This is a genomic window from Mesorhizobium sp. L103C105A0, from assembly GCF_000502215.1.
Classification (GTDB): Bacteria; Pseudomonadota; Alphaproteobacteria; order Rhizobiales; family Rhizobiaceae; genus Mesorhizobium.
Genome location: NZ_AYXF01000001.1, coordinates 134111 through 160882, shown reverse-complemented (window position 1 = coordinate 160882; position 26772 = coordinate 134111). Strand labels below are relative to the sequence as shown.

The 26772-nt window shown below is 60.8% G+C and carries 26 protein-coding genes, 1 tRNA gene and 3 pseudogenes; 19 read left to right on the top strand and 11 right to left on the bottom strand.

Translation table 11 applies throughout. The features are described 5' to 3' along the window. Positions 1-7: 7 nt before the first annotated feature. The 3 genes from X727_RS163505 to X727_RS0133040 are packed head-to-tail and all read right to left on the bottom strand — an operon-like array spanning position 8 to position 2126. A complete protein-coding gene (locus X727_RS163505; protein WP_023833415.1) occupies positions 8-787 on the bottom strand; it encodes a MoaF C-terminal domain-containing protein in 780 nt (259 codons plus the stop codon). Next, complete coding sequence (locus X727_RS163510; protein WP_023833414.1) at positions 784-1197, bottom strand: carboxymuconolactone decarboxylase family protein; 414 nt, start codon at positions 1195-1197, stop codon at positions 784-786. The genes X727_RS163505 and X727_RS163510 overlap by 4 nt, the downstream gene beginning before the upstream one ends. Next, a complete protein-coding gene (locus X727_RS0133040) occupies positions 1194-2126 on the bottom strand; it encodes a fumarylacetoacetate hydrolase family protein (RefSeq protein WP_031203788.1) in 933 nt (310 codons plus the stop codon). The genes X727_RS163510 and X727_RS0133040 overlap by 4 nt, the downstream gene beginning before the upstream one ends. A gap of 316 nt (positions 2127-2442) precedes the next feature. Here X727_RS0133040 and X727_RS163515 point away from each other — a divergent pair, with 316 nt between their 5' ends. From X727_RS163515 to gabD, 9 genes are all read left to right on the top strand, one after another. Further along, positions 2443-3003: a VOC family protein gene (locus X727_RS163515; RefSeq protein ID WP_031203787.1), complete on the top strand. Its 561-nt coding sequence runs from the start codon at positions 2443-2445 to the stop codon at positions 3001-3003. 60 nt (positions 3004-3063) lie between these two features. Continuing rightward, entirely contained in the window at positions 3064-3894 is an 831-nt protein-coding gene (locus X727_RS163520; protein WP_023833411.1) for a MoaF C-terminal domain-containing protein, read from the top strand. A gap of 98 nt (positions 3895-3992) precedes the next feature. After that, positions 3993-5105: an ABC transporter ATP-binding protein gene (locus tag X727_RS163525; RefSeq protein ID WP_050591253.1), complete on the top strand. Its 1113-nt coding sequence runs from the start codon at positions 3993-3995 to the stop codon at positions 5103-5105. A 47-nt stretch (positions 5106-5152) separates the two neighbouring features. After that, positions 5153-6202 carry an ABC transporter substrate-binding protein gene (locus tag X727_RS163530; protein WP_023833409.1) on the top strand — a complete coding sequence of 350 codons (1050 nt, stop codon included), beginning with the start codon at positions 5153-5155 and terminating at the stop codon, positions 6200-6202. A gap of 57 nt (positions 6203-6259) precedes the next feature. Then, positions 6260-7444 carry an ABC transporter permease gene (locus X727_RS163535; RefSeq protein WP_023833408.1) on the top strand — a complete coding sequence of 395 codons (1185 nt, stop codon included), beginning with the start codon at positions 6260-6262 and terminating at the stop codon, positions 7442-7444. 1 nt (position 7445) lies between these two features. Continuing rightward, entirely contained in the window at positions 7446-8240 is a 795-nt protein-coding gene (locus X727_RS0133035) for an ABC transporter permease (RefSeq protein ID WP_031203785.1), read from the top strand. 35 nt (positions 8241-8275) lie between these two features. After that, the gene (locus X727_RS163540) at positions 8276-9391 is read left to right on the top strand and encodes an extracellular solute-binding protein (RefSeq protein ID WP_023833407.1); all 1116 of its coding nucleotides are present in this window, start codon (positions 8276-8278) and stop codon (positions 9389-9391) included. Positions 9392-9465: 74 nt separating this feature from the next. After that, positions 9466-10053, top strand: coding sequence for an NADPH-dependent FMN reductase (locus X727_RS163545; RefSeq protein ID WP_023833406.1), 588 nt, complete (start codon positions 9466-9468; stop codon positions 10051-10053). 90 nt (positions 10054-10143) lie between these two features. Then, a complete protein-coding gene (gabD, locus tag X727_RS163550; RefSeq protein WP_023833405.1) occupies positions 10144-11598 on the top strand; it encodes an NADP-dependent succinate-semialdehyde dehydrogenase in 1455 nt (484 codons plus the stop codon). 486 nt (positions 11599-12084) lie between these two features. Here the strand turns inward: gabD and X727_RS163555 are convergent. After that, positions 12085-12666 (bottom strand): annotated as a pseudogene (locus X727_RS163555) (ATP-binding cassette domain-containing protein); the annotation flags it as partial. 82 nt (positions 12667-12748) lie between these two features. Between X727_RS163555 and X727_RS163560 the strand changes: the two are divergent. The 4 genes from X727_RS163560 (at position 12749) to X727_RS1000000169750 (ending at position 16273) form a co-directional block, all read left to right on the top strand. Continuing rightward, on the top strand, positions 12749-13039 hold the full coding sequence (locus tag X727_RS163560) for a hypothetical protein (RefSeq protein ID WP_155923505.1): 291 nt from the start codon (positions 12749-12751) through the stop codon (positions 13037-13039). Positions 13040-13129: 90 nt separating this feature from the next. Continuing rightward, complete coding sequence (locus X727_RS163565) at positions 13130-13837, top strand: 2Fe-2S iron-sulfur cluster-binding protein (RefSeq protein ID WP_081726014.1); 708 nt, start codon at positions 13130-13132, stop codon at positions 13835-13837. A 1105-nt stretch (positions 13838-14942) separates the two neighbouring features. Next, complete coding sequence (locus X727_RS163570) at positions 14943-15692, top strand: hypothetical protein (RefSeq protein WP_023833401.1); 750 nt, start codon at positions 14943-14945, stop codon at positions 15690-15692. A gap of 452 nt (positions 15693-16144) precedes the next feature. After that, positions 16145-16273: a hypothetical protein gene (locus X727_RS1000000169750; RefSeq protein ID WP_348524515.1), complete on the top strand. Its 129-nt coding sequence runs from the start codon at positions 16145-16147 to the stop codon at positions 16271-16273. A gap of 122 nt (positions 16274-16395) precedes the next feature. Here X727_RS1000000169750 and X727_RS1000000168390 read toward each other — a convergent pair whose 3' ends face one another. The 3 genes from X727_RS1000000168390 to X727_RS163575 form a co-directional block, all read right to left on the bottom strand. Then, positions 16396-16695: a hypothetical protein gene (locus tag X727_RS1000000168390; RefSeq protein ID WP_196814959.1), complete on the bottom strand. Its 300-nt coding sequence runs from the start codon at positions 16693-16695 to the stop codon at positions 16396-16398. A 400-nt stretch (positions 16696-17095) separates the two neighbouring features. Beyond that, positions 17096-17464, bottom strand: a complete 369-nt coding sequence (locus X727_RS1000000169745; protein WP_348524514.1) for an SOS response-associated peptidase family protein — start codon at positions 17462-17464, stop codon at positions 17096-17098. Between the two features lie 46 nt (positions 17465-17510). Then, the gene (locus X727_RS163575; protein WP_023670645.1) at positions 17511-17813 is read right to left on the bottom strand and encodes a DUF1330 domain-containing protein; all 303 of its coding nucleotides are present in this window, start codon (positions 17811-17813) and stop codon (positions 17511-17513) included. Positions 17814-18369: 556 nt separating this feature from the next. Between X727_RS163575 and X727_RS1000000167645 the strand changes: the two genes are divergently transcribed. Further along, positions 18370-18606 (top strand): hypothetical protein, encoded by a 237-nt coding sequence (locus tag X727_RS1000000167645; protein ID WP_023833398.1) that lies wholly within the window; start codon positions 18370-18372, stop codon positions 18604-18606. A gap of 280 nt (positions 18607-18886) precedes the next feature. Here the strand turns inward: X727_RS1000000167645 and X727_RS163585 are convergent, their stop codons facing one another. Then, positions 18887-19111, bottom strand: a complete 225-nt coding sequence (locus tag X727_RS163585) for a hypothetical protein (RefSeq protein WP_023833397.1) — start codon at positions 19109-19111, stop codon at positions 18887-18889. A gap of 950 nt (positions 19112-20061) precedes the next feature. Continuing rightward, positions 20062-20211 carry a hypothetical protein gene (locus X727_RS1000000168740; RefSeq protein ID WP_023707523.1) on the bottom strand — a complete coding sequence of 50 codons (150 nt, stop codon included), beginning with the start codon at positions 20209-20211 and terminating at the stop codon, positions 20062-20064. Between the two features lie 810 nt (positions 20212-21021). Between X727_RS1000000168740 and X727_RS0133020 the strand changes: the two genes are divergently transcribed. The 4 genes and pseudogenes from X727_RS0133020 (at position 21022) to X727_RS1000000168730 (ending at position 23733) form a co-directional block, all read left to right on the top strand. Next, positions 21022-21213: a hypothetical protein gene (locus X727_RS0133020; protein ID WP_031203777.1), complete on the top strand. Its 192-nt coding sequence runs from the start codon at positions 21022-21024 to the stop codon at positions 21211-21213. 566 nt (positions 21214-21779) lie between these two features. Then, positions 21780-23062 (top strand): annotated as a pseudogene (locus X727_RS01000000164250) (pilus assembly protein TadG-related protein). Between the two features lie 4 nt (positions 23063-23066). After that, positions 23067-23171 (top strand): annotated as a pseudogene (locus X727_RS1000000169740) (TadE/TadG family type IV pilus assembly protein); the annotation flags it as partial. A gap of 388 nt (positions 23172-23559) precedes the next feature. Then, positions 23560-23733 carry a hypothetical protein gene (locus tag X727_RS1000000168730; protein ID WP_245264553.1) on the top strand — a complete coding sequence of 58 codons (174 nt, stop codon included), beginning with the start codon at positions 23560-23562 and terminating at the stop codon, positions 23731-23733. A 278-nt stretch (positions 23734-24011) separates the two neighbouring features. Here the strand turns inward: X727_RS1000000168730 and X727_RS163600 are convergent. Beyond that, positions 24012-24088, bottom strand: a tRNA-Arg gene (locus X727_RS163600). Positions 24089-24194: 106 nt separating this feature from the next. Further along, positions 24195-25358 carry a M20 aminoacylase family protein gene (locus X727_RS163605; protein ID WP_023833390.1) on the bottom strand — a complete coding sequence of 388 codons (1164 nt, stop codon included), beginning with the start codon at positions 25356-25358 and terminating at the stop codon, positions 24195-24197. A gap of 233 nt (positions 25359-25591) precedes the next feature. Between X727_RS163605 and X727_RS163610 the strand changes: the two genes are divergently transcribed. Then, complete coding sequence (locus tag X727_RS163610; RefSeq protein WP_023833389.1) at positions 25592-26770, top strand: D-alanyl-D-alanine carboxypeptidase family protein; 1179 nt, start codon at positions 25592-25594, stop codon at positions 26768-26770. Positions 26771-26772: the final 2 nt, after the last annotated feature.

Below are 26772 nucleotides of genomic sequence, written 5' to 3'. Positions count from 1 at the left end.
GGCGACGTCAATACATGGTCTCGTTGACCAAGACGCCGGTGGCGCCGACGATGACCTGGCTGATGAGACGTGTGTCAGCATCCCAGCCGACCAGCCGGCCGGCCGATTTCGGTGCCGCGTTGAGGTCGATCACCAGGGCGCCGTTGAAAGGCGTGGCGCGGTCGGACCAAGTGAACAGATAGAGTTTTTCGGCGATCTTGCGCACGGAAGTCGGTTCCACCGCGCCCATTCCGGCCTCCGGCCCGATGATGCCGTGCCAGACATAGAGTTCCGGTTCGATATAGATATGCTCGAAGAAATGGGTCGGGCCGTAGGTCCAGTGGATGCGCTTGCCGACCAACTCCTTGGTCGGCTCGAAGCGCTCGCCGATCTCACCGTCGATGCCGGCCTCGATGATGAGGCTGCGTTCGGCCACCGTTGAGGTGCCTGCCATCATCACCGAGTGAACGATCACCGCGCGTTTGCCGGCAAGATCGAAAACCACCATGTCGTTGGAGTTGCTCTGCGGATGATTGATCGTCGCAGCCAGCAACCCTTGCCGCACTTCGATCGCTTCGTAGCTCGCCTCGCCGACCGGATAGGCGACGTTGGCGGCCGGCTCTGACGTCCAGCGCACGGTCTTCTCGTTGAAGCTCATCGAGAGCGGCGGCCGGTCGGCGAAATGCAGAACCTGCGTCGTTCCGACGAGCGACTGCGACGCGTCGAGCCGCAGTGCATCATGGCCCGGAAACAGCTTATCCGGTGTGACGGTGTCGAGGCGTTTGTAGTTCTCGGCGATCTGGCTCATGGCTTTTGACCTTTCGAAGGTGCGTCGGGTTGGGTTTCAGGGCTCTCCAGGACCTCCTGCGCGATGCGGAAGGATTCCACGCCGGCAGGAACGCCGGCGTAGATCGCGAGCTGGAACAGGGCGTCGCGGATCTCGTCTGGGGTGACGCCGTTACGCAGAGCGCCACGCAGGTGCAGCGCAAGCTCGGCGTTGCGGCCGAGCGTGCCGAGCATAACTATGTTGAGCAGGCTGCGGTCGCGCCGGCTGAGCGCCTCTCGCCCCCAGGATGCGCCCCAGCAATATTCGGTGACCAGTTCCTGGAACTCGCGGCCGAATTCGCCCGCTTTGTCGAAGGCGCGCTGCACATAGTCCGCGCCGACAACTTCCCTGCGGATCTTCAGCCCCTTGTCGAACAGCGCCGATTTGCTCATGCCGGCGTCCTTTCATCGACGACCGGGTTGCTGAGCGTGCCGAGGCCCTCGATCTCGACGGAGATGACATCTCCATGGGTGAGAAAACGCGGCGGCTTGCGGGTGAACCCCACGCCGGCCGGCGTTCCCATTGGGATGACGTCGCCGGGCTCCAGGTCGATGAATTCGGAAAGGTGTTCGATGATCGCAGGGATATCGAACAGCATTTCACTGGTATTGCCCGACTGCACCACCTCACCGTTGAGCGTCGTGGTGATCTGCAGCGCATGCGGGTCGGTGATCTCGTCGCGCAAGGCGAGATAGGGACCAAACGGTCCGCTATGGGCGAAGTTCTTGCCCGCCGTGTATTGCGAGATGCGGAACTGGTAGTCGCGCACGGTCACATCGTTGAAGATCGAATAGCCGGCGACGTGGTCGAGCGCGTCCTGTCGCGAAATATAGCGGCCGCTCTTGCCGATGATGACGGCGAGCTCGCCCTCCCAATCGAGTTGATGGGAGACACGCGGCACCACCACCTTGCCGCCGGGGGCAACGAGTGTCTTGGCGAAACGGGCGAAGATGATCGGGATTTCGGAGATGGGGCGCCCGGCCTCCTCGGCATGCTTGCCGTAGTTGCGGCCGACGCAGATGATCTTGGGCGGGAAGGGGATCGGCGGCAGCAGGCTGACGGAAGCCGCCTGAACCAGGATCGCGTTTCGGCGCGCATCCGTTTCGGCCAATCCCGACACGGTCTCGACGAGACGGCCCAGGGCCGTCAACGCCGCGTCGCCGGCCTCCAGAAAGCCGATGCTGTCCAGCGCCCAGCGCTCACCCGAAGGCACGTCCCGGGGAAAGGCGCTATTTGCCTGGGCGAGATCGATGATCAGGTCGCCATAGACCGCGCCGAGGTGTGGCCGGTCGCCTGATGTGTATGTGACGAGCTTTGTCATTGCGCTCCCTGTGGTTTGCCGGAATGACGAAAGTATTCCGAATATCGGACATTTATGGTTCGATATTCGGTACCATAGGGAGCTTTGTGGAAGCGGTCAAGGTGCGGCGCAAGCTTGGCCGTGAACATGCCTCACCCCTGCTGACAGCAGGCCGACAGACCTCTGAGGCCTTGTTTTCCTCGGCTTTCAGGGGTTTTCCGCCTCTCCGGTCGTTCGGCGAGCAAGCCCCCTTGACGTCAGGCTGAAGCTAATCTAGTTTTCGAATAACGAACACAAGTCGTCCGATTATCGGAACACATATAGGAGAGGAAGCACAATGACTTTGCGCGTTGGTCGGCTCGGACATGTGGGGATCGCTGTCCGGGATATGGAGCGGTCGGTGAGCTTCTATACGGAGGTTCTGGGAATGCAGCTGACCGAGCAGTTCAACTACGGAATGGATGAGGTCGGGCACGGCGTGGCGGTGCTGTCGGGATCTTTCGTCAGAAACGACTCCACGCATCACTGCCTTTCGATCTTCACGCTCAGGAATGCAGTCGAGCCACCCGCCCAGCATGCTTTCGGCCTGCACCACATTGCCTTTGAGATGAATAGCTCGGACGATCTGCTGGCGCTGTACCGCCGTTTCGAGGAACGCGGGATCGCCATCGTCAATGCGCGCAAGGGTGGCCCCGGCAATCAGCCGCGCTTCTACGGACGCGATCCCGATGGCAACCTGCTAGAGTTCTACTGGAGCATCGACCAGATCGGCTGGGACGGGATTCCTCGTCCGTATCCGCCTATCGAGGAGATCGAACTGGAGAGCTTCGATTTCGAGGCTTTCGAGCGCGATCGCGAGCGTATGGCCGCAGCCGCCAGGGCCGCAATTAAAGCCTGAAAAAAGGACAGCGCGAGCCGGCCGAGAGGCGGCGCCGTGCATTGAGAATGGGGAAGACCGATGGTCACCAGTGCCGTTTCATCCGCCGCCGCCCATTGGCCGCAGATCGGAGACATCCTGCAGAACCATTCCGGCGGCAGGCCGGACCCGACATCCGATCTCGCCGGCAAATCCTTTGGGATTTCCCTCAATGATGGCGGTAGGCTCGACCTTGCTTTCAGCACGGCGGAATTCCTGTCCTGGAGCGCCGCGGGCGCTGGCGGGCATGAGCGGCAGCCCTATCAGGCCTTCCGTGTCCGCGATGGCATGTATTTCGTCGACTTCATCGATGCCAACGACGAGATGAGATCGATCAGCCTCTGGCTGGACCTGGCGCGCAATGCCGCCCTCCTGATCGAAGGCTCGGTATCCGATCGCACGGCCGAAGACATGAATCTTCTCACCCGCGTCGAGAAGACCGGCGCGCAGAGCGTGCCGACGCTGACCTATCGTTCAGGCGGAATAGGGCGGTCCCTTCCGGATTTCCCGCGCACCGAGAAGCTGTTCGGAAAGTTCTTTCGGTACGAGTACAGTGATACGCACGTCTACGACCACTACTACGTGAACCCAAAATACTATTTCTGGTACTGCTGGCATGGTCCGGATGCCGGTATCGGCGAATTCGACGAGGCCGATTACTTCGAGCTGGCCGACGATGTCTATCTGATCTGCTGGCGCGAGAAATTCCTGCCCTGCCTTGCCGTCACTATCGAGGACCTCAGCACGATGCGGTCCATCGGCAAGGTCTTCGGCGCCGATTCTCATACATGGCGGACCGGGAACAGCACCGTGGGCGCGACGATGAGCATCATCGCGGCCATCCCGCCCGGTGCTGCAGGGTCTCCTGCCTAGCACGCCGGCCTTGAGGCGCGCTGCAGGAGAGGCGGAGCGAGCGACGAGAAACGGCAAGGCCGTTTTCGCGTTATGAACCTTGGAAAGAATCGCCGGAGATGACTCAGTCCGACACGACAACAACAGGGCCGTCGCCGCCGCCGATCGTGCGCTTCAGCGGCGTCTCGAAACACTACGGCGCATTCCGGGCTCTGCATGACATCGACCTGGAGATCCAGCGCGGCGAGTTTTTGACCCTGCTTGGACCATCGGGTTCGGGTAAGACGACCTCGCTGATGCTGTTGGCGGGCTTCGACACCCCGACATCAGGCACGATCGCGATGGACGGCACGCGCATCGAAGGCTTGCCGGCGCACAAGCGCGACATTGGCGTGGTGTTCCAGAACTACGCGCTGTTCCCGCATCTCACAGTGGCCGAGAACCTGGCGTTTCCGCTCTCCGTGCGCCGCGTGCCGAAGGCGGAAATCGGCGAGCGGGTCGAGAAGGCGCTGAGCCTTGTCCATCTCGACGGCATGGGCGGGCGCAAGCCGTCGCAATTGTCGGGCGGACAGCAGCAGCGCGTCGCGCTCGCCCGCGCCATCATTTTCAAGCCCCGGCTTATCCTGCTGGACGAGCCGCTCGGCGCCCTGGACAAGAACCTTCGCGAGCATATGCAGGCGGAGCTGAAGCACCTGCACCGGCAACTCGGCATCACCATGGTGTTCGTCACCCACGATCAATCCGAGGCCCTCAACCTTTCGGACCGGGTCGCGGTCTTCAACAAGGGCCGGCTCGAACAGATCGACGCTCCGGAGCTGCTGTACGAACGGCCGTGCACGCCCTTCGTCGCTTCCTTCATTGGCGAGAACAACCTGCTCGACGGGCGGATCGAGGCGCTTGCCGCCGGCCAGGCCGCGATTCGGCTGGATCGAGGGACCGTCCTCACCATGAAAGTCGCGGGACAGTCGGCCATCGGCGATCGCGTCAAGGTCGGCATCCGGCCCGAGCATGTGAAGGTCGGCGGCGGCGAAGGCGCATTCGCCGCGACGGTTGCCGAGATCTCCTACCTCGGCGACGCACGCCGCGTCGCCGTCGAATGCGACGGCATAGGGCGCATGGCGCTGAAACTTCCAACAGGGGCCGAAGCCGGCCAAATCGGCATCGGCGACGAAATCCGGGTCGTCATACCGGAGACGCTTTGCAGGGCACTGCCCGTTACAGGCGGCGAATGACGCTCGCGATGCGTTTGAAAACCACCAACCAAGAAAGGGGACTGATCATGAAAACAAGAACCAAAATCCTTCATGCGGCACTTCTGGCATCATTCATTGCGCTGCCCGGCATCGCCGTAGCACGCGATCTTACCGTCGTGTCGGCGGGCGGCATCTTCCAGGATGCGCAACGCGAGGTGTATTTCGATCCCTTCCGCAAGGAGACCAGCATTCCGCTCGCGGAAGACAGCTGGGATGGCGGCATCGGCGTTCTGCGCACCAAGGTCGGCGCCGGCGAAGCCAACAACTGGGACGTGGTTGAGGTGGAAGCCGAGGAGGAAGCACTCGGCTGTGAGGAAGGTCTCTTCGAGACCATCGATCCGGCCACGGTTGGCGGCGTCGATCGCTACATCGCCGGAAGCGTCACCGAATGCGGCGTTCCCGCCAACGTCTTCAGTATCGTGCTCGCCTATGATAGCGCGGTGTTCAAGGATGGCCCGAAAACATGGGCTGACGTATGGGACACCAAGAAGTATCCAGGCAAGCGCGCCTTCCGCAACGGACCGAAGTTCACCCTCGAGGCCGCGCTGATGGCCGATGGCGTCGCACCGACCGATGTTTACAAGACGCTGCGCACCAAGGAAGGCGTGGACAAGGCTTTCAAGAAGCTCGACGAACTCAAGCCCAATATCGTCTGGTGGTCGTCGGGCAACCAGCCGATGCAGTTGCTGGGCTCGGGCGAGGTGGCGATGACCACCTCGTACAATGGCCGCATCCGGGGCGCCAACGCCGAGAACAAGCGCGACTTCAAGATCATGTGGAGCGGCAACGTCCTCAACATGGATTCCTGGGTCATCCTCAAGGGCTCGCCCAACAAGGACAACGCCGTCAAGCTGCTGGAGTATCTCGGCCGCACCGACCGCCAGGTCGAATGGCCAGCCAAGCTAGGCTACGGCGTCGGCTCCGTCGCGGCGCAGGCCGCCCTGCCGGCCGATGTGGCGACGACGCTGCCGACATCGCCGGAGCACATTGCCGCCGGCCTCACCGTCGACCCCAATTTCTGGGTGCAGAACATCGACGCCCTGAATGAACGGTTCACCGCCTGGGCGGCGAAGTAACGGCAAGCATGGCGGCGGACTCCCTGTCCGCCGCCATGCCCCGCGGAGGTAAAGATCATGGCCATCGAGAAAACCAGGCGGCGACGGGCGCTCGGTGCGAATGCCGTGGGCATTGCCCTGGTTGCCCCGCTGGCGCTGTTTCTCCTTGCCGCGTTCTTCATCCCGCTCGCCGGTATGCTGTTTCTGTCGGTTGACGACCGCGAACTTGCCGCGGTGATGCCCAGAACGGTCGCGGTATTGGCAGATTGGGACGGCGCCGACCTTCCGCAGGCGGCCGTGTTCGAGGCGGCGGGCAGGGATCTGGTCGATGCGCGCACCGCAAAGGTCGCCGGAACCGCCGCTCGCCGTCTCGGCTACGAGTCAGGCGAGTGGCGAACGATCGTCCAATCGACCGCGCGTGCCCTGCCGCGCGACAGCGCTGCCGTTTCCGATTGGAAATCCGCATTGACTACAGCCGATGCCGCATGGGGCAAGCCAGATATCTGGCATGCGCTTGCGCGGGCCAAGGGGCCGCTCACCGGTCTCTACCTCAAATCTGCCCTGGGCCTGCAGGGCGGGCCGGACAGCGCAATCTATGTCAATGTGCTGGCGCGGACCTTCGGGATCGCCCTGTCGGCAACGGCGATCTGCATCGTCCTCGCGCTGCCTGCCGCCTACCTCTTGGCCAGTGTCGGTCAGGTGACGGCCAATTTCCTGATGCTGGCGCTGCTGTTGCCATTGTGGACGTCGGTTCTGGTGCGCTCGACGTCCTGGCTGGTCATCCTGCAGAAGAACGGCATCTTCAACCAGGTGCTGATGGGGCTCGGGATCATCGATGCCCCGCTCGAGCTCGTCTACAACCGCGTCGGCGTGCTGATCGCGCTGACCCATATCCTGCTGCCATACGCGGTGCTGCCGCTCTACGCCTCGATGAAGGCGCTGCCGCGCTCGCAGATGCAGGCGGCGCGATCTCTAGGCGCCGGTCCGCTCAACTCGTTCTTCCGGATCTACCTGCCGCAGATCCTCCCGGGCATATCAGCCGGCGGGCTGCTCGTCTTCATCCTGGCGCTGGGATACTACGTCACGCCGCTGCTGCTTGGCGGTCAGGGCGACCAGATGCTGCCCTTCTACATCGCCTACAACACGCTGCAGGCGCTCAACTGGGGGCTGGCGGCCGCACTCGCCAGCATTCTGCTGTTCGCGACGGTGGTCCTGTATTCGTTCTACGTGCGGCTTGTCGGCGTGCAGCGGGTGGGGATCTGACATGCTCGACAGTACGCGCATCTGGCTGTGGGGTGCCCGGCTCGCCGGCGTGCTGGTGCTGGGATTCCTGCTTTTGCCGATTTTCGCCATCGTGCCGCTCTCCTTCAATGGCGGCTCGATTCTGGCCTATCCGCTCCAGGGCCTGTCGCTGAAATGGTACGCAGCCGTCATCTCGACGCCACGCTGGGTCCATGCGGTGGGTAATTCCCTGATCGTGGCAGTGTCGACGGTCGCCATCGCAACGCCGCTCGGCACCCTTGCCGCGCTTGGTCTCGACCGGATCAACCTGCCTGGCAAATCCCTGCTGATGGCGCTGTTGATCTCGCCTATGATCGTGCCGGTCATCATCACCGCCGTGGGGGTCTATTTCTTCTTCGCGCCGCTCGGACTTGCCAACAGCCTGACCGGCCTGGTGCTGGCCCATTCCGTCATCGCTGTCCCGCTTGTGCTGGTTACCGTCAACGCTGCGGTGAGCCAGTTGGACAAAGGCTTGCTGCGGGCCGCGCAAAGCCTTGGGGCGCCGCCCATAACGACCTTCCGCCGGATCACCATTCCGCTCATCCTGCCCGGCATCGTCTCGGGTACCATCTTTGCCTTTGCCGCCTCCTTCGACGAGGTGGTGATTGCCCTCATGATCACCGGGCCTGGCCAGAAGACCCTGCCGCGAGAGCTGCTGAGCGGCACGCGCGAAAACCTCGATCCGACCGTGCTGGCGGTCGCCACCATATTGATCGCCATATCGGCGGGCCTGCTTCTGCTGCTGAACTTCGTTCAACACCGGTCGGCCAAGCATTGAACCTGAGTTAAACCTGGAAGGAAGATTGCATGAACATGAACCGAAGAACGGCCCTGGGCCTGGCGGCGAGCGCGAGTCTGCTGGCAACTGCCGGCAACGCACTGGCCGCCGGCGTCTATCCCGAGAGCCGCAGCCTGGATCAGCTCTACAAGGCAGCGCTTGCCGAGGGCGGACGCGTCATCGTCTATGCCGGAGGCGACACGCCCGGCCAGCAGGACGGCACCAAAAAGGCGTTTGAGCAGAAGTTCCCGGGTGTGACGCTCGACGTCATCGTGGACTATTCCAAGTTTCACGAAGCCCGCATCGACAACCAGATCGCCACCAAGACACTGGTCCCCGACATCGTTCAGATCCAGACGCTGCAGAACTTTCCGCGTTGGAAGAAGGAGGGCGTTCTCCAGCCCTACAAGCCGATAGGCTGGGACAAGGTCTTCCGCGCCTTCAAGAATGCAGACGGCGCCTATACAGGCGTCTTCGTCGACGCGTTCTCCAACCTCGTCAACTCGAAGCTGCTCCCGGATCAGGCGACATGGCCGCGAGAGGCGAAAGACTATCTGCGCCCTGAATTCAAGGGCAAGATCGTGTTGACCTATCCGACCGACGACGATGCCGTGCTGTTCTGGTTCAAGCAGGTCGTCGACAAATACGGCTGGGACTACGTGGCGCAACTCGCCAAGCAGGAGCCGATCTATGTGCGCGGCACGCAAGCGCCGACGGACATGGTGGAAGGCGGCCAGGCCACCGTCACCTTCTCGACCGATGGCGGGCTGGTGCCGTTCCCCGGCACGGTCTCCCGCTTCGTCCTGCCAAAGGAGGATCCTTTCGTCGCCTGGCCGCAGCAGGCCGCCATCCTCAAGGGGGCAAAACATCCCGAGGCCGCCAGGCTCTATCTGAGCTGGTTGCTCGACAAGGAGACGCAGAAGAACGTCTGGTACATGTGGTCGGTGCGCACCGATGTTGCGCCGCCGGACGGCTACAAGCGGATCTGGGAGTACAAGAACGGCGATCCGACGGCTTTCGGAAAATTTCTTGCCGACCGTGCCGCCGTCGAAAGCTTCCGGTCCCAGATAGCACTCTACCTCGGCGAGCCAAAAGGCGAACCCTCGCCAGGGCACCCCGGACTGCATCCCGACAAGGCGCTGCCGCACTAGAGGCCGTCAGGGTATCGGGTCAACGGGCCGGTGGCGGACCTTCGCCCCGGCCCCACGTTTGCAACAGGTGAGCAATGAATATCGTAGTCATCTGCGGGAGCCTGCGTAAGGCCTCGTTCAATATGATGCTTGCGAGGAACCTCGCTGCACTGGCGCCAGGCGACGTGCGGCTCACGCTGCTCGATGGCCTGGAACACTTTCCGCCCTACTGCGCCGATATCGCGCAAACCCCTGAGATCGTCACGAGATGGGCTGACGCCATCGCAGCCGCTGATGGCGTCATCGTGGTGTCGCCCGAATACAACCACTCCGTCCCGGGCACGCTCAAGAATGCGCTCGACTGGCTTTCCCGAGATACTAACAACCCTTTCGCCAGGAAGCCCGTTGCCCTCCAATCGGCTTCAACGGGGATGCTCGGCGGCGCGCGCATGCAGTACCACCTCCGTCAGATCATGGTCTTCTTCGATGCGCGCTTGCTGAACAAACCTGAATTTTTCGTCAGCCACGCCGCCTCCAGGTTCGCCGCCGACGGAACCCTTCGCGACGAAAACACCGCTGAAGCAATAGCCGGGCATTTGGCCGCTTTTCGGCTGTTCGTGCGCGACCATCAATCTGAAAGACCGTGGGGCTCCAATGACGTTCAACAGGCGGGCGCCGGCTAACCGAACGTCTGCAAGGCTGGAGGACTGACACATCGAAACGTCTCCAGCAGATACGCTGCAGACGACGTTGGGAACAGGAGGACACGATCCATGCAACTCAAGGACAAGACGCTATTCAGGCAAGCAGCCCTGATCGGAGGATCGTGGGTTGAAGCCGATGCCGCAAATGCCATTGAGGTCAATGACCCTGCTTCAGGCGAGGTGATTGGCATCGTTCCCAAGCTTGGGGCCGCGGAGACGAAAGCCGCCATTGTGGCGGCCGAGAGGGCTCAGAAGGAATGGGCGGTGCGCACCGCGAAGGAGCGAGCCGGTGTCCTGCGTCGTTGGTTCGAACTGATGATGGAGAACCAGGGAGATCTTGGACGTATCCTCACACATGAGCAAGGCAAGCCGCTGGATGAGGCGAAGGGGGAGATCGCGTACGGCGCCAGTTTTGTGGAATGGTTCGCGGAAGAAGCACGCAGGATCTACGGCGATATTGTTCCCGGGCATCAGCGAGACAAGCGTATCCTGGTGATGAAGCAGCCGATCGGCGTGGTGGCGGCGATTACACCTTGGAATTTTCCCAACGCCATGGTCACACGAAAAGCCGGCCCAGCGCTGGCCGCCGGCTGCGCCATGGTACTTAAACCTGCCGCGCAAACCCCGTTCTCCGCAATCGCTCTTGGCGTCCTTGCGGAGCGGGCCGGCCTTCCAGCCGGGCTGCTTAGCGTCATTACCGGTTCGGCTCGCGAAATTGGCGGGGAGATGACCAACAACCCTATGGTGCGGAAACTCACCTTCACCGGTTCTACCGAGATCGGCGCTGAGCTGTATCGCCAATGTGCTCCGACCATCAAGAAACTCGGGCTGGAACTCGGCGGGAACGCCCCATTCATCGTGTTCGACGACGCCGATCTCGATGCGGCGGTCGAAGGAGCGTTGATAGCGAAATTCCGCAATAACGGTCAGACCTGCATCTGCGCCAATCGCTTCTACGTGCAGGATGCTGTCTATGATGCTTTCGCCAACAAACTTGCCGCCGCTGTCGGCAAACTGAAGATCGGGAACGGGTTCGAGGAAGGGGTTGCGCTCGGGCCGCTTATTGATGCACCCGCACTTGCCACGATCGAAGCGCATGTCTCGGACGCCGTTGCGAAAGGGGCACGCATCGTCCATGGCGGGCGGCGCCATGGGCTGGGCGGCACGTTCTATGAGCCTACCGTCCTTGCTGACGTCACCCCGCGAATGTCCGTCGCCAAGGAGGAAACCTTCGGTCCGCTTGCCCCGCTTTTCCGCTTTGCGGACGAGCCGGACGTAATCTCGCAAGCCAATGACACTGAATTCGGCCTCGCCTCTTACTTCTACGCCAAAGATCTGTCGCGAGTGTTTCGCGTCGCTGAGGCACTTGAATACGGAATGGTCGGCGTCAACACCGGGCTGATCTCCACAGCAGAGGCGCCCTTCGGCGGCATCAAGGCCTCCGGTCTGGGCAGGGAGGGGTCGACCTACGGCATCGAGGAGTTCACTGAAATCAAATACGTGTGTCTCGGTGGCATCACCTAAGAAGGCGTGGCGAGTTCACGGGTATCGCTGCATTCGTGTCCAATGCCTGCTTCGGGCTGCGTGTGCGAGTTGAGCCGGATGGCTTTCGGAAAAAGCAACAACCAGCCGCATCTCTGTCGGGGAGTGCGCGTCTTCTTGGTCGAACTCAATCGTCTAAATGGCTGGCTGGCTGCTATTCGTTTTGCGACCTCCGAAGCGGACAGTCCGCTTGCGGCCATCATCGGCCTTTCCGCGACTCGATCATCGCCCGCCGTTTGATTAGCCACAATGTTAACATGGATGCCCGCCGGCAATGAGCTGCCGTTGAAGCCGATCCGTTCATTTCGTGCGCGGAGCAACGGCAGCTTAGCTAGGTCATTCAGAATTTAGCAGCCGCTTCCAAAAGCAGACATCACAGGGGGCTGAGTCGTAGCCTTGAGCCGCCCCAGATGGGTGGCGGGTGCCTTGGTTGGACGGGGCTGACTTCCTGTCCACCTTGCAACCCTATCAGATTTCCCGACTGGCCAGCAGCCTTGTCAGCCAGTCCGGATCCATTTCGGGAACAGAAGACAAAAGCCGCTCCGTGTACGCGGCATGGGGAGGAGAGAGAACCTCGCTCTTCAATCCCTGCTCGACGACTTTGCCGCGGTGCATGACGACAATTTCGTCGGCTATCGCGCGCACAGTGGCAATGTCATGAGTAATGAAGATGTACCTGATTCCGAGTTCACGCTGTAGGCGCATGAGAAGCTTGAGGATCTCCTCCTGCACAATTTGGTCGAGCGCGGATGTGATCTCGTCGCAGATGATAAGCTCCGGTTCGGCGGACAGCGCCCGTGCAATGCAGACGCGTTGTTTCTGGCCACCTGATAGCTCGCCAGGCAGACGTTCCAGAAAATCCTCGTTCATCTCGACCATGTGCATAAGTTCGCTTATCCGGCGATCTCTCTGCGCGCCTTTGAGGCCGAGGTAGAATTCGAGTGGCCGATCTAGGACTTCTTCGACCGTTTGGCGCGGATTGAGGGCATTGTCGGGCATTTGGTAAATCATCTGAACGCGGCGCAGGACCTCCTTCGGCCGGGCCTTCAGGCTCTTGGAAAGGAGCTGGCCTGCCGCCAGAAACCTGTCGGACGTCGATCCCGACACCTACATCCGCCCAGGCTACACCGTCGTGCTGGAGAAAACGCACGCAGAGATGCTGGCTCAATTGGCGATCTGCCGACTTTCGACCGGATCGGAAGCTCTGGCGGAGATCATGCTCCGGCGAACGGGCGGCACTTGCTACATGCGCAGCGATGATGCGCGCAGGTTTACCGGTGAGCTTCCATCGTTCCTGGTCGAAGGAGCGCCGACCTTGCACCAGCCAGTCCATACGGCGATACTGGCACGCCGCAAACACGAACCGATCATTCGCAAAGGCATCCGTGCTCTCCATCTCGCCGTTATGTCGCTGGAGGTTTAATCGATATTCCCGATCATAACGCTGGAATAATATTGCTGTTCAGCGGGGTAAGAACTGGCATGTTCGCTCGACCTAACGCCGAGCCGCACGATGAATGCATACGCCTCCACCCAAGCCTCAGATGTCGTGCCCACCATGCGTCAGCGGCGATGGGCACAAAAGACGCGAGATATAGTGCTCTGCCGTCGCGTGATCGACGAGACGCACGATGTGAAAACATTTGTTCTCAGGTCTGCCGCTGGTCGGATGTTCTGCTTCAGCGCGGGCCTTGCCGCTCGCTTTCCCAATGTTCAAGTGACTTTGGTTTGCGGCCAGGGAGGTCCCGCTTGGACGGGTTCAACCGGCCGAATTGATGGTCGGATGCTGCTGAGCCTGGTTCCCGATCTTCACAAGCGCACCGTTTTTGCCTGTGGGCCCGAAGGGTACATGAAGACGGCACGCGCCTGCCTTGATGCAATAGGCTTCCCGCCGGCGCAGTATCACGAGGAGAGTTTCGGAGGCAGCAATGGTTCTCGGTCGGAAATGGGCTTGGCGATTTCGTCTTCGGTCCGTTTTGTCCGCTCGGGTGTGGAGCATCGCTGCGCGCCCGGAGAGACCCTGCTGGACGCGGCGCGGAACTGTGGCATCTACATCCCAACCGCCTGCCAGCAGGGCGTTCGCGGAACGTGCCGAATAGCCAAACTATCCGGCGAGGTTACCATGGACGATTTAGGCGGACTGAATGCTAAAGAGAAATCGGCCGGCTATGTCCTGGCATGTTGCAGCCGCCCGCGAGGGACGGTTTTGCTCGACGCTTAGCTCGGCATTGTTGACTGTTGGAAGATTCCGTCGGCGCACGCACCGGCGTCAGGGTCTAACCCAACGGCTCGACGCCCGAAGCTGTCAGTCCGCTATCGGCCCCCAAATGAGACGTTGGAAGCATTGAGGGCAGGGAACAGTTCGTGGCGCAGACGAGATAGCAGCTCCGAGTAGTCATCGCTGTTCGCGAAACGGTCGATTTCTGGACATCGCAATGTCGGGTATCGACTAACGCGCTATCTCGGCTCGAGGACCAATTCAGGTACGCGCCTGACATTAGGTATTGAGCATAGATCCGTGCGTCCCGGAAAGCGGACGCGTCACGATCCGGGTTAGGCGAGTAAGATACGCTCGATGACGGCGGCGCGCGCGGGAACGTCGCAACCAAGGATGAAGCTGTTGCTGGAGTCGAGCGGGCATTCACGCGGCCATGCCAGAGCAGATCGGCGCTACGACGGCCCAGCAGCCTTTGTCGCGGGGGGACACTTTGCGGCGGGCGGGCCGCTGGGCCCGACCGGTGAGACTCAGCGCCCGCCGGCAAACAATATACGCACGCCTGCCAATGCCAACGAATCATACAAACGATTTAACCAGCGATCGCCATTTCCGATGCCAGCGCCTAAGCCTTTTATGAGACCTAAGCGCAGCTTGCCGGCCGCAGCATGGTCCCAATTTGGGACGAATAGTTTGGCACCCATATTGCACCCACATCTTTCGCCGGCTGATCCCCGTCCTGATCGCGTACTCTGATCAGGTGAAAGGCTCGCCGGGCTCGAGGTAGTTGGGGTCTTCGCCCGGCGAGTTGTCTGCCAATGCGCAGTCACAGCCACATGGTGACGCCATACTCCGAAATGCCGCAAGCATTCCGCGGTTGTGCATCGCCCGACCAAGGTCCGATCGGTATGGGACTTCAGTCGCGCAAAGGCCGATACGGTCTGCGACTCCGAATTTTTTGTTAAATTTCTGATGGTTGCAAAGAGCTTCGCAGTCGTCAGTCGCTCATTGCAACAAGCATTTATCTAAAGTTCCTTCAGTCGGATTAGGAAACTCTTATAGGCCGCTCTATAACGAATCGGCGAGGTGACTATTCGCCTGAGGAGGTACCATGACATCCCGAACAACCCTTTTGGCAGCGCTTGCCGCGCTTGCGCTGGTGACCGCTCCTGCTTTCGCTGGCGCGGGTGGAAACGGTGGTGGTCACGGCAATGGTGGTGGTCACGGCAATGGTGGTGGTCACGGCAATGGTGGTGGTCAAGGCAATGGCGGTGGTCACGGCAATAGCGGCAAGTCCGGCAACAGCGGCGGGAAGTCCGGCAACAGCTCTTCGCACGGCAAGTCGGCATCGGCTCACGCCGGAAAGAAGGCCTCGGCCGACGACCAGGTCGCCGTCGACGACATTGAGGTCGCCGCGACGCCTAAGGACAAGAACATTCACGCCAAGCTTGGCCGGCTGAACTCGCTGCAGCGCAACATCAACGCATATATGAACTCCAAGAGCAAGAAATTCGCCGGCATTCAGGCTTATGTGACAGCGTCGGCGGCCGCGAAGAGCGCCCAAGCCGCGGTGGATGCCGCCCAAGCCGAAGTCGACGCTTTGAACGCCAAATTGAACGACCCGAATACTCCGGCTGACCAAGTCCCGACCCAGGAGCAGATCGATGCAGCGCAGGCAGCGCTCGATGCGGCCAATATAGCGGCGGCCGATGCTGCTGCCGCCGTCCCATCGCTGGATGACGCGCTCGCCGATATGGCCAACAAGCCGGTCGACGCCAAGGTCACCGAATGGGCCAACGGCGTGCTTGCCGAGAAGATCGACGAGATGGCTGCCAAGCAGACTCCCGCGGCAACGCCGTAAGGCGGTCACAGCTGAGCGATCCTAGCCGAACGTCCAAGCCGCCGGGTCACACCCCCGGCGGCAGGGCGACGACGAGCTTGCCACCTTATTCTCCTCTTTGAGGGCGACCCTAAACAAGCGGAGTCGCTACCGACGCGTAGGAACAAAAGTGCCGAAATACCGTGTTGAGGAGATCGCAGCCGATGCCGTGACGGCCACCCACACCGTCAACGCGAAAACGTCGATCAGGGCGGTGCGCGAAGCGGCGGAACGCGACGTCATTCTACGCCCGGCCACATCTTCGAATACAGCTCAGCCTGTAGGGCGGTCCATACCCGGCTGGCCGCGGCTCACGCTGGTTTCTTGAAACGCACCATGCCGTCGACCTCGATGCGCAAGTTCGACTATTGTCCGGGACCAGGGTTCTCTCGGTCTAGTTTTGAGCCAGGGGGAAGCAACACGATTTCCTGGACGTGCCGCTTGAGGCGTTTGTCGCGTTCAAATCTGCCTTCGCCAAGGGCCGCTATTTCAACAATCACCTCCGCAACCAACTATGCATTCCGGCTCGCCCAAGAAAAGGCTGCAGGCTCGTTGGAGATTAAGGGAGGTACTTTCAGAAAAACGGCCCGCGCTGATCGAAGGGCGCGCGGGCCGGACCGTTGCCGCCGGTCGGCAGCGGGAGGCATCCATTCCGGCCGGTGCAAACCAACCTCTCCCGGCACAATCAGCAACCTTCGGCAGTCGTTTTCATCTGTCCAGGGGCTGCGGACTTGGCACTGGTGTCCTCCTGTTGACCAGGAGCGGCCTGCTTGGCACTGCCACTCTGCTGGCCCGGCGCACAGTCCTTCGCTGAGTTCGAATTGGTCGACTTCGTTGTGGTAGAATCCGTGTTGTTATCTGTCGTCGGCATCGTTGTGGTAGTGGAGGAGCCACTCGACGTCGTCCCTGTTGTCCCTGTCGTCCCCGCGAACGCAAGCCCGCTGGAAAGAGCCATCATGGCAGTGGCAAAAAGAAGCCGTTTCATTCTTCATCTCCTAATGGCAAGTAATGTCCCTTCCATTCGATAACGGGGGATGCGAAGGATCGGTTCCAACCTTGTCTTGACCGGCAGCTTTGGGGCGGTCGTTAGCGGACTGGCAGCCTTCAGGCGGCGGATCTTCGGTAGCGGACATTCCGGCTAGCGCGGACATCGCCTTCCCCATTGGCAGAAATTAGTCTCTTGGGGCCCGCCCACGTTTCTCTAAAGCCACCGATTTCATGGCCGACAGGTTATCACGATGTGTCTGAAGGTGGAGAGGCTGATCGTCGCCCCTTGGTTGTGCAGCCCTTCAGCCGTGGGCCAACCTCCGAACACCCTTGAAAAAGAACTTGAAGTCGTCCCGCACCAGAGCGAACGTCTTCGGATGATCGGGATAACACGGCGGTCACGAGACACCTGACGAGTTGAAGGAATGGGAGCGACGCTCCCTGGAAGGCGACTTCTCGCAAATGCCGCGTCCCTTCCGTTGGTGTGATGAACTCGCTCGTCTGCACCGCAGAATTGCCAGAGATGTCCTGGACGGCCGTTCGCCGTGGTACGGAAGCGCGCGGGACTTCATGGCTCTGGCTTTTCTTTGAGCATCGTGCCGCTCGCCACACCGGATCAGATGGTGATGAGGGCGTGCCAGGGTCTTCTTGCCGTCGGCTGGCGATATCGTCCATTCATAGAAGCCATCGGCAGGGATCAGGCAGCGTTTGCGTCGCGGAAGGCGGGCGCTGTATGGATGCCCTCCATCCTCGCCTTGTCTTCGCACAGGTCGTCAAGGACGCGTCGTCGGGTCCGCCGGCCGCGCTTATGGGTCACGCCGCAGGCGTTGCAATCCCTTCTAAAGCGATGATCCTGGTGTTAGCGGAACGTTTGCGGATCTCGATCAGCCGGGCGTATTCCGGCGAATTATACCAGCCCATCAATGACGCCATGTCGGGGAATTCGACAATGACCAGTCGGTGTGGATCCCAATCACCTTCCAGAACCTTGGTGGCACCACCGCGGCCCAGGTACCGCCCACCGTACCGCTCTTCGGTAGCGGGAACGTCCCGCCGATATTCCTCGAACAAGGCAGCGTCTTTTACGTCTACATCCGCTATCAGATAGGCAGCCATCTGTGTTTCCTCCTTAGACCTAGCTCGCCCTCCTCGGCTTCGGCGTCGTCGGTCCGCACCCTGTCGACGATCTCCGTGGCGACATCCAGCGCCAGCGCGCTTTTCGATGATTGTTGGCGCTGCCACGGCTTTCCTTCTTTCGCATGGTTCGCAAAGATTAGCATGATCGCATGCTCTCGTGTCTGGCGGCCTCCCTCAAAGCGTCATCGACCGACCTTCAGATGAGACACCGCCGTCTTGACAGGTAGGCTCGGCAGGGTTCGGTTTTTCTTCGGTTCTTTTCAACCAAAACTTGTCGAAAAGCGCGAATGAAAATAGGAAATATGCAACCTGAAAGATGATAAAAATCAGCAAAGTCCATGCAAGGGACTTCCAGAACGAATCTGTCGCTAGGTAAATCCAGGTCGCTACCACGGTCGACGTAGCAAACATCCCAATCAGCAATCGCGGAAAAAACATTATGTTCAATGCCGCCCCATAGCTGGACCGACCGGTCTCACGTCTACTCCCCAGAAGAACGTAAGGTTTCACTGAATTAGTAACTGCGCAAGCGCCAATGGCCAGAACCAAACCTTCCGGCCAGCTTTCCCGGGCTGAGATCGACCGCTTCCTGGCAGCAGCCGAAGCCCTGCACAAGAGCATCGTCGGGCCGCTGTGGCGCCTGACGCGCGGCGGCTTCTCGACCAAAATCCATCTGAAGACACCGAACGGCATTTGGACAGCGACCCATACTTGGGCCCGCCGACTCATGCTGGCGGGCTTTTTTGCGTCAGTCGGGAACATCCTTCTCTGAGGCTGTTCGGTCACACCCGGCTCGTTCTTTCCTGCCGGTGACCAAGATGTCCTCTCCACTCGTCATGGTCGGCCCGCGCAGCCTCGGGAGCAGGCGCGGGCCTCATTCCCCGTCATTGCTGTGTTGTCGGTGCGCAACCGCTTCTTTGAATGCGCGTGCTGCTGCATCGCAAGCGACACGTGAGGAGCCGTTCACGGACAAGATGATTTCGGCTGCCTTCATGGTCAAACCGTGTTTTTCGGCGAACTCTGCGGCTGTGTATGCCAGTTTTGTTTTTTAGCTACTCCGCATTTCTGACTCCATAGATCTCTTGCGCCTCGTGCAAGCTCTGTCGGGCCTGTTGCAGTGATTGATGCAAGTTCGCCAGCAATTCGTCGGCGTCGGCCGTCGGACTGCCTTCGTGATCCAGTAAGCCGACGATAATATCCTGCTTGGAAACGATGCTCTCGTTGTGAACGAGTTGGCCCATAAAATACATGAGCCGGCTCTGTGCCGGTGTGGGCATGGGCCTTCTCCCTGGTCGGGCGAAAGCCTGATGATCGCTCCCAAGCGCCTCGTGCCTGTTTGTTTTTGATTTTTCGAGGCGACCGCAGCAGTGTGCGCTCGTTAGCAGGCAATGGCAACCGGCCAGGCAATTGCAGCATCCACGCTGCGCACGCCGCCCTGACCGCGCGTGCCGGTCCCCTGGCGTCGGTCGGCCGCTACTTCAGTGTTTCTGGTTGACAATCGTGGCGGCCTCACTGCATTTTTCGCGTTGAGGGACAAACGTGGGGACCCTGCATGAAGAAGCCTTATCAGAAGCCTGAATTAAAGAAGCGCGAGAAGCTCTCGGCCGTAACGGCTGTGTGCACGCCATCAACCTGCACCGATGAGTGACAACATTTAGACCGGCGCTTTGCCGAAATCGCTAGAGAGGGACTGCCGTGAAGAAAGAATACAGCAAGCCAGTACTGGCCAAACGTGGGCGTCTCAGCGCAGTGACGGCGCAATTGGCACCCAGTGTTGAACCCAGAGCAACCTAGGCAAACCCCTGCAACAAAGCCAGTTGGCTTCGGCGGCGGGCTTTTCCGCTTCCAGGCGCCGAAACCTACCTTCGCATGCCTGTCACAACGAGCCAGGCGGCTTCCGTGCTCGGTCTCCGCACTTCAGGGTCGCTGAACCCTGCCTCCGCAAGGCAGCAATGACCTCATCCGGCTCGTGAGGTGTAAAAATATCGGCCGGCATGTTCATGCGGTCCATATGTGCCTTCGGGAGGAAGCCAAGCACGACGCGACCGCCTGGTTTGAGGACGCGATGGAGCTCTGCGGATCCAGCTCGAAGGCTTTGCCAGAAGTACACTGTGGGACGCTGACTTGTCGAATGTGCTATCCGGCAAGGGCAAGTCCTCGACTAGCCCGGTTCGGAACTCGGCTCGTCCGACGCGCACTGCATCGGCGAACCGGTGGGAGGCAGCGTTCACGACATCCTGCGAGCGATCAACACCGCAAACGAATGCTGCCCCACCGAGAAGGTGCGGCAGTAAAACGCGCCGCCGAAACCGACCTCCACGGCACGATCTTCCAGGACCAGTTGCAATTCATCGAGAGCGTAGCTTGAGCCGAGCATTGCCCCGGTTCATTCCGGCCCGGACCAGCCAGCCGCCGATTCCGGTCGGCCAAGGACAGTGGTTTCGCTATAATCGTGGCGCCATCCGATCCCACCCGTATTCGGGTCATCTAGCCACCATGCGCCTACAAGCGGCCGCCCCACAAACGCTGCTTCGATAGCGATGACCAGTTGGGTTGTGCTGCGCTCTTAGCCGTCGAATTCCAGCGGCTGGTGGTCCGGTTGCTCGTGCCACATCACTCGGCGGAAATCGCGACGGTCTACCTTTTGCGAGCAAATGGGGCGCGCATAGAAATGCTCTTCCCAGCCAGGTCATGTGGCTTGCGGGCGGTCCGAGGTCGGCTATTCTGGCCATGCCCGACCGAACCCGTCGCAGCGGCAAAAGTTCCGGAAAGGCGTGCCTGTTGCCCGATCGCCCGCTCGCTTTTTTGTACCATATATTCGCGGCTTCCATTAGCATCCTCTCATGGCAACTCTGCGGTACGGCGTAAGGCGGGAACCAGATGGGACGTGGACGGTATTCGACGTGTTCACCGGGCTGCCGGCTAATGTAGCGGGCCACCCATCTGTCGACCTTCCCGACATGGAGTATGCCGAAGAGCTGGCGGCCATCCTGAATGCCAACGACCTAAAGCAGAGGCTATCTCACGGAAGGTTCCCGGGAGGGTTCGCCTGACTGAGGTGTGATTCGCCCGGCTTCGTACTGCCCATCCAGGGTGGTTCGTCCGATCCGAACAACCATTTGTTATTGAACTGCCGACTACCAGGGTCTTAAATCGACTTGCCATTGCTTTTCGTAGGGAGGACGTGATGAGCAACGTGGTGCCAATCCGCAAGGCGTTGCCTCGCGTGGAAGTGGTCGGAGCCAGTGGCGAATGGGTCGTGCGCATCATAGAGACCGACCAGGAAATTACACGCTCATTCGGCTTGGAATCGTTCGCCCTGTCCTTCGCTGAAGGCCAGCGGATACGGCCACATCTCGACAAGGTTGTGCGGCTTTAGGACCCTCCTGCGGCTGGGTAACCTCAGGGCCGCGACGGTGATGGCCCATGGATGTGCTTGAACAGGAGATTGCCGATCTCCTGCATTGCCGTCATATCCGGGTTAGCCGCTAAACGGAGACTTCACCGCAGACGCTGCCGAGCAGCGGGATCAACACGAAGCTGTCATCCCGAAACTTGGGGGTGATCGTGAAATCTTGTGCTCGACAAGCCACACCCATGAGGAGAATGCTTCCGCTGTCCGAACTCACGACCTGGCAATTTGGCGCCTTGCGCGAAGCGCGATCGACCCAAGATACGCGTGTGTGTGGATCTAGGACTCCTGTCGAGGCTCAATAGCGGAACAGCCGCGCAGCCATGTGGCTCCCAATCACGGACGGTCAGGTTGCGGCCCCAAAGCTGCCGGTCAGCAATGCGCCTCCATTGGCCGTAGTGATGACGCCGCGTGAAGCACATGCGAGGCGAGGAGGAATTGGAGCACACCTATTTCGTCTGGCAGATCGGACTTCATCGAATCGGAATGGGTTTTTTACACATTCGTTTATCTATTCGTGGTTTCTAATACATATGTCATCCAAAGCGTTCACCCGGATCTGGTTTGCTTTGGGCCGCCTAAGGCGCCTCACGAACGGTAACGTTGCCGTCATCTTCGCCTTCACCTTGCCGGTCGTGATCGCCGGCGCCGGCCTCGGTATGGAGACATCCTTCTGGTACTACAGCAGCCTTAAGCTGCAGGCCGTTGCCGATGCCGCGGCCTATGCCGGTGCGCTCGAGAAAGTCGCGGGTTCCGATAACCCGACCATCATCGCCGCCGCCACGCAGTCCGCGACCTCGAACNGCGCTCGAGAAAGTCGCGGGTTCCGATAACCCGACCATCATCGCCGCCGCCACGCAGTCCGCGACCTCGAACAATTTTGCCACGCCGGGCACGATCCAGGTCAACACGCCGCCATTGTCCGGCCCGAACACCGCGAAGAAGGCAGTGGAGGTCATCGTCAAGCAGAACCTCGACCGCTACTTCACGGCGATTTTCAACCAGGCGCCCGTTGCCGAACAGGCAAGGGCGGTGGCGCTGATCAATGACGCCTCCAANGACGCCATAAAGACGCAGGGCTCGGCGGTGCTCAAGGCCGACTGCCTGATCACGGTCGGCGGCATGGTGCTGAACAATCCAGCGACCACAGTCTGCAAGTCCAACATCACCCGAGCCTTGCCGGCAGCTGATCCTTTTTCCGGCCTGGCGACGCCGACAGCAGGCAACCCTTGCAAGAATGTCAACGGCAACAAGACGTCGCAAACACTCCAGCCTGGCACCTACTGCAGCGGCATGAGCCTCAGCGGCAACGTCACCCTGCAGCCCGGCGTCTACGTCGTGCAAGGTGATATGAAGGTCAACGCCAACGCGGTCGTCGCCGGCAGCGGGGTAACCATCTTCATGGCAGGCAGCAACACCGTCAGCATGAACGGCAACGCCAAGGTGACGCTGAGCGCGCCTACCTCCGGAGCCTATTCCGGCGTGCTGTTCTNCCGTCAGCATGAACGGCAACGCCAAGGTGACGCTGAGCGCGCCTACCTCCGGAGCCTATTCCGGCGTGCTGTTCTACGGCGACAGGACTGGGACTGCGGCGCAGAGCACCTTCAATGGCACCGCGAACTCGCTTTTGACCGGCGCCATCTATTTCCCCAGGCAGCAGGTCAACTACCTTGGCAACTTCTCGGGGAACGGCGGCTGTACTCAGGTCGTCGCCGACACCATCCAGTGGTCAGGCAGTACGACCATCAAGCAGAACTGCAAAGGCCTCGGGATGGACGACATTGCGGCGGCACTGTCCGTTCAGCTTGTCGAGTAGCCGGATGGGTGGGCGGACGTTGCGCATTGTCCGGGACAAATCCGGGATAGCGGCCGTGGAGTTTTCCATGTTGCTGCCGGTCCTGTGCTTGGTCTGCCTCGGCATCGCCGATGGCTGGTCCTACGTGACGAGTTACCTGCAGATGCGCGCGGGCGTCAAAACCGCGGCCAATCTCGTGATGGCCGGCGCGTCCAATGACACCGGGACGCAGGCGGTCGCGCTTTCGAGCTGGAACGACAAGCCCGAGGACGCCGCGGTCGTGCTGGTCCGCTCCTATTTGTGCGGCGCCACGGTCGTGGATGAGACCACCATCTGCGGCGGAAAGAAAATCTTCGTCCAGATAACGGCGACGGGCACCTGGGTGCCCCCGTTTAACTTCGGTGTCTTCCCGGACCCGCGCGCNCGTCCGCTATACACTGGAAACCTCTTCTCGGGCGCTGCAGCTGAACAACACGCTTTCGCAGAGCGACATCCAGGCTATCGCCACGCAGAAATTGGTGAACCTGGGTCTGAAGAACGTCATTGTGACGATCGCGACCGACCCTGCCAGCGGCGGTTTCAAGATGGCGCATCTGACCGCCAGCTATGCCTTCGTCATCGCTTTCCCGTATTTCGACCAGTATCCGATAAATTACGCCACGACCGTCACGGTGCCCCTGGTTGCCAGCTAGGATACGGCCGGCTTCGTTGAGTTGGCGGCGCCGAACTCAGACCGTAACGGATCGACTGGGAACCATCGCTCGATCTGGAATTGTACTTGCAAGAGGTCGATTCTCTTCGCGGGTGTAGATGCTTAAAGCTCGCTCCTGAGACCTCAGGGATGGACTTTTTCTATGGAACTAAAGTCAGGCTGCTTGCTTGGTCGCGTCCGTGAAAATCACCGAAAACCAGTCCATCAGTGCTGCAACATGCCGACAGGCTATCTCAGTCACCAAGCCTTTGATCTTGCTGGTGATCCCGACAGGAATCGAACCTGTGACCTACAGATTAGGAATCTGCCGCTCTATCCTACTGAGCTACGGGACCACGCGGCCCGACACATAGCCGCTTCCGATCGTTTCGCCAAGAGGCTCGCCGAAGGCAATGAAGAGGCCGGCCGAAGGCTAATCGGCCGGCCTTTCGTCGGGGCAGGTCAGGCTGCCAGCGCCGTTTCGGCCAGTTTCACCCAGTAGCTCATGCCGTGCGGTATGACTTCGTCGTTGAAGTCGTAGGCCGGATGATGGAGGCCGGCGGTCTCGCCATTGCCGATGAAGATGAAGGCGCCAGGTCGGGCTTCCAGCATGTAGGAGAAGTCTTCGCCGCCCATCACCGGCTGGATGGCGCGGTGGACCTGGGTGTCGCCGGCGACATTTGCCGCGACATCGCCGGCAAAGACCGTTTCTTCCGGATGATTGAAGGTCACGGGATAGTTGGCGTCATAGTCGACAGTGATCGTCGCGCCGAAGGCGGTGGCTATTCCTTCGCAGATGGTGCGGATGCGCTCTTCCGATTTCTTGGCGATCTCTTTCTTCAGTGTGCGCACCGTGCCGGCAATCTCGGCGGTCTCGGGAATGACGTTGTACGCGTCGCCGGCGTGGAACTTCGTCACCGAAACCACCACGGCCTCGACCGGATCGGTGCTGCGCGAAGCGACCGTCTGCAGGGCGCCGACCAGCTGGCTGGTGATGACGATCGGGTCGATCGTGCCGTGCGGCATCGCCGCATGGCCGCCGCGGCCCTTGACCGTGATGGTGAACTCGGCGGTCGCCGCCATGATGGGACCCGGCCGGATGGCGAACTGGCCCACCGGCAGGCCCGGCATGTTGTGCATGCCAAAGACGCGCGAAATGTCAAAACGCTCCATCATACCGTCCTTGACCATCTCGTTGCCGCCGCCGCCGCCCTCTTCGGCTGGCTGGAAGATAACCGCGACCGAACCGGCGAAATTGCGCGTTTCGGTCAGATATTTGGCGGCGCCCAAAAGCATCGCCGTATGGCCGTCATGGCCACAGGCGTGCATTTTGCCGGGAACGGTCGAGGCATAGGGCTTGTCGGTGATCTCGTTGATCGGCAGCGCGTCCATGTCGGCGCGCAAGCCGATGGTCGCGCCTTGCCCCTTGCGGCCATGGATGATGCCGACCACGCCGGTCTTGCCGAGGCCCGTCACCACGTCGTCGCAGCCGAATTCCTTCAGCTTCTCGGTGACGAAGGCGGCGGTCTTGAAGACATCGAAATTCAGTTCTGGCGTCTGGTGCAGATGGCGTCGCCAGCCGGCAACTTCATCCTGCATCTCGGCGGCGCGGTTGAGAATCGGCATAATGGTTCCATCTCGCTGTTGGAGCAGACGATCTGGCCTGCTTGATTGCAATTGTGATTGCCATGCTTGTTGCCATCTTGGCACTTTGCCATCTTGGCGTCACATAGGGTAAATAGCACCCCAGACAATGTGATCCGGAAATTGAGGGCCGGATCAGGTCATGCTGGCCATCGCGTAACGAAATCTTACGGAGCCAGGGGCGACTACGGCAAGAGGCGATTTCGGATTCCATGATGCGGCACAGCCATATCCTCAAATTACTGCTAACGGGCGGCTTGGCGCTACCCATGCTGGCTGGGCCAGCTTTGGCCAATCCGGTGATCCTGTTCGACCTCAACAGCGGCAAGGTTCTGCAGCACCAGGACGCCTTCAAGCGCTGGTATCCCGCTTCGCTGAGCAAGCTGATGACCGCCTATGTCACCTTCCGGGCGATTGCCGCCGGCGAGGTCCAGCTCGATTCACCGATCAAGGTGACCAAGCATTCGGCGGGCGAACCGCCCAGCAAGATGGGCTTCAAGCCGGGCTCGGTGATGCGGCTCGACAATGCGTTGAAGATGATGCTGGTCAAATCGGCCAACGATATCGCCATGGCCATCGGCGAAAACATAGGCGGCTCGCAGTCCGGATTCGCCGTTCGCATGAATGCGGAGGCGGCGCGGCTCGGCATGACCGGAACGCATTTCGTCAATCCGAACGGACTGTTTTCGCCGGAGCAGTATACGACGGCGCGCGATCTTGCCCTGCTGGTGATGGCGATCCGCAAGGAATTCCCGCAATACGCCCCCTGGTTCTCGATCGAAGGCCTTGCCGTCGGCAAGAAGGCGATCTCCAACTACAATCTCTTGATCGGGCGCTATCCCGGCGCCGACGGCATGAAAACCGGGTTCGTCTGTCCCTCGGGCTTCAACATGATCGGCTCGGCGACACGCAATGGCCGCACGCTGGTCGCGGTCGTGCTCGGCGAAAAATCGGCGATCAGCCGTGCCGAGACCGCCGCCAGGCTGCTCGACCAGGGCTTTGCCACGCCCGACCCGAACTGGCTCACGGTCGCGGCCATGCCTTCCTATGGCGATACAATGTCACCCAACGACATGCATGATGAGATCTGCAAGAAGAAGGCGCCGCACGAGCAGTCCGAGGCGGCTCCGCCGGTGGCCGCGAAGGGTGCCGACGTGCCGAAATCGCCCTATCAGGAAAAGCTCGACCACGTGCCGACGCTGGTTGCCGTGGGCCTCGGCGGCGCCACCGGGCCGGCGCCGAAGGCGATGCTCGACCAGGGCGGCCAGGAATTCGCCGATGTGCCGCTGCCGAGCTGGCGGCCAGACATTCCGGCGCCAAAGGGCGCCGAACCGGCCGTGGTGGGCCAGGCAACCGCGGTGCAGGGCGACCAGCTGGTCAAAGCCGCGAACTAGGC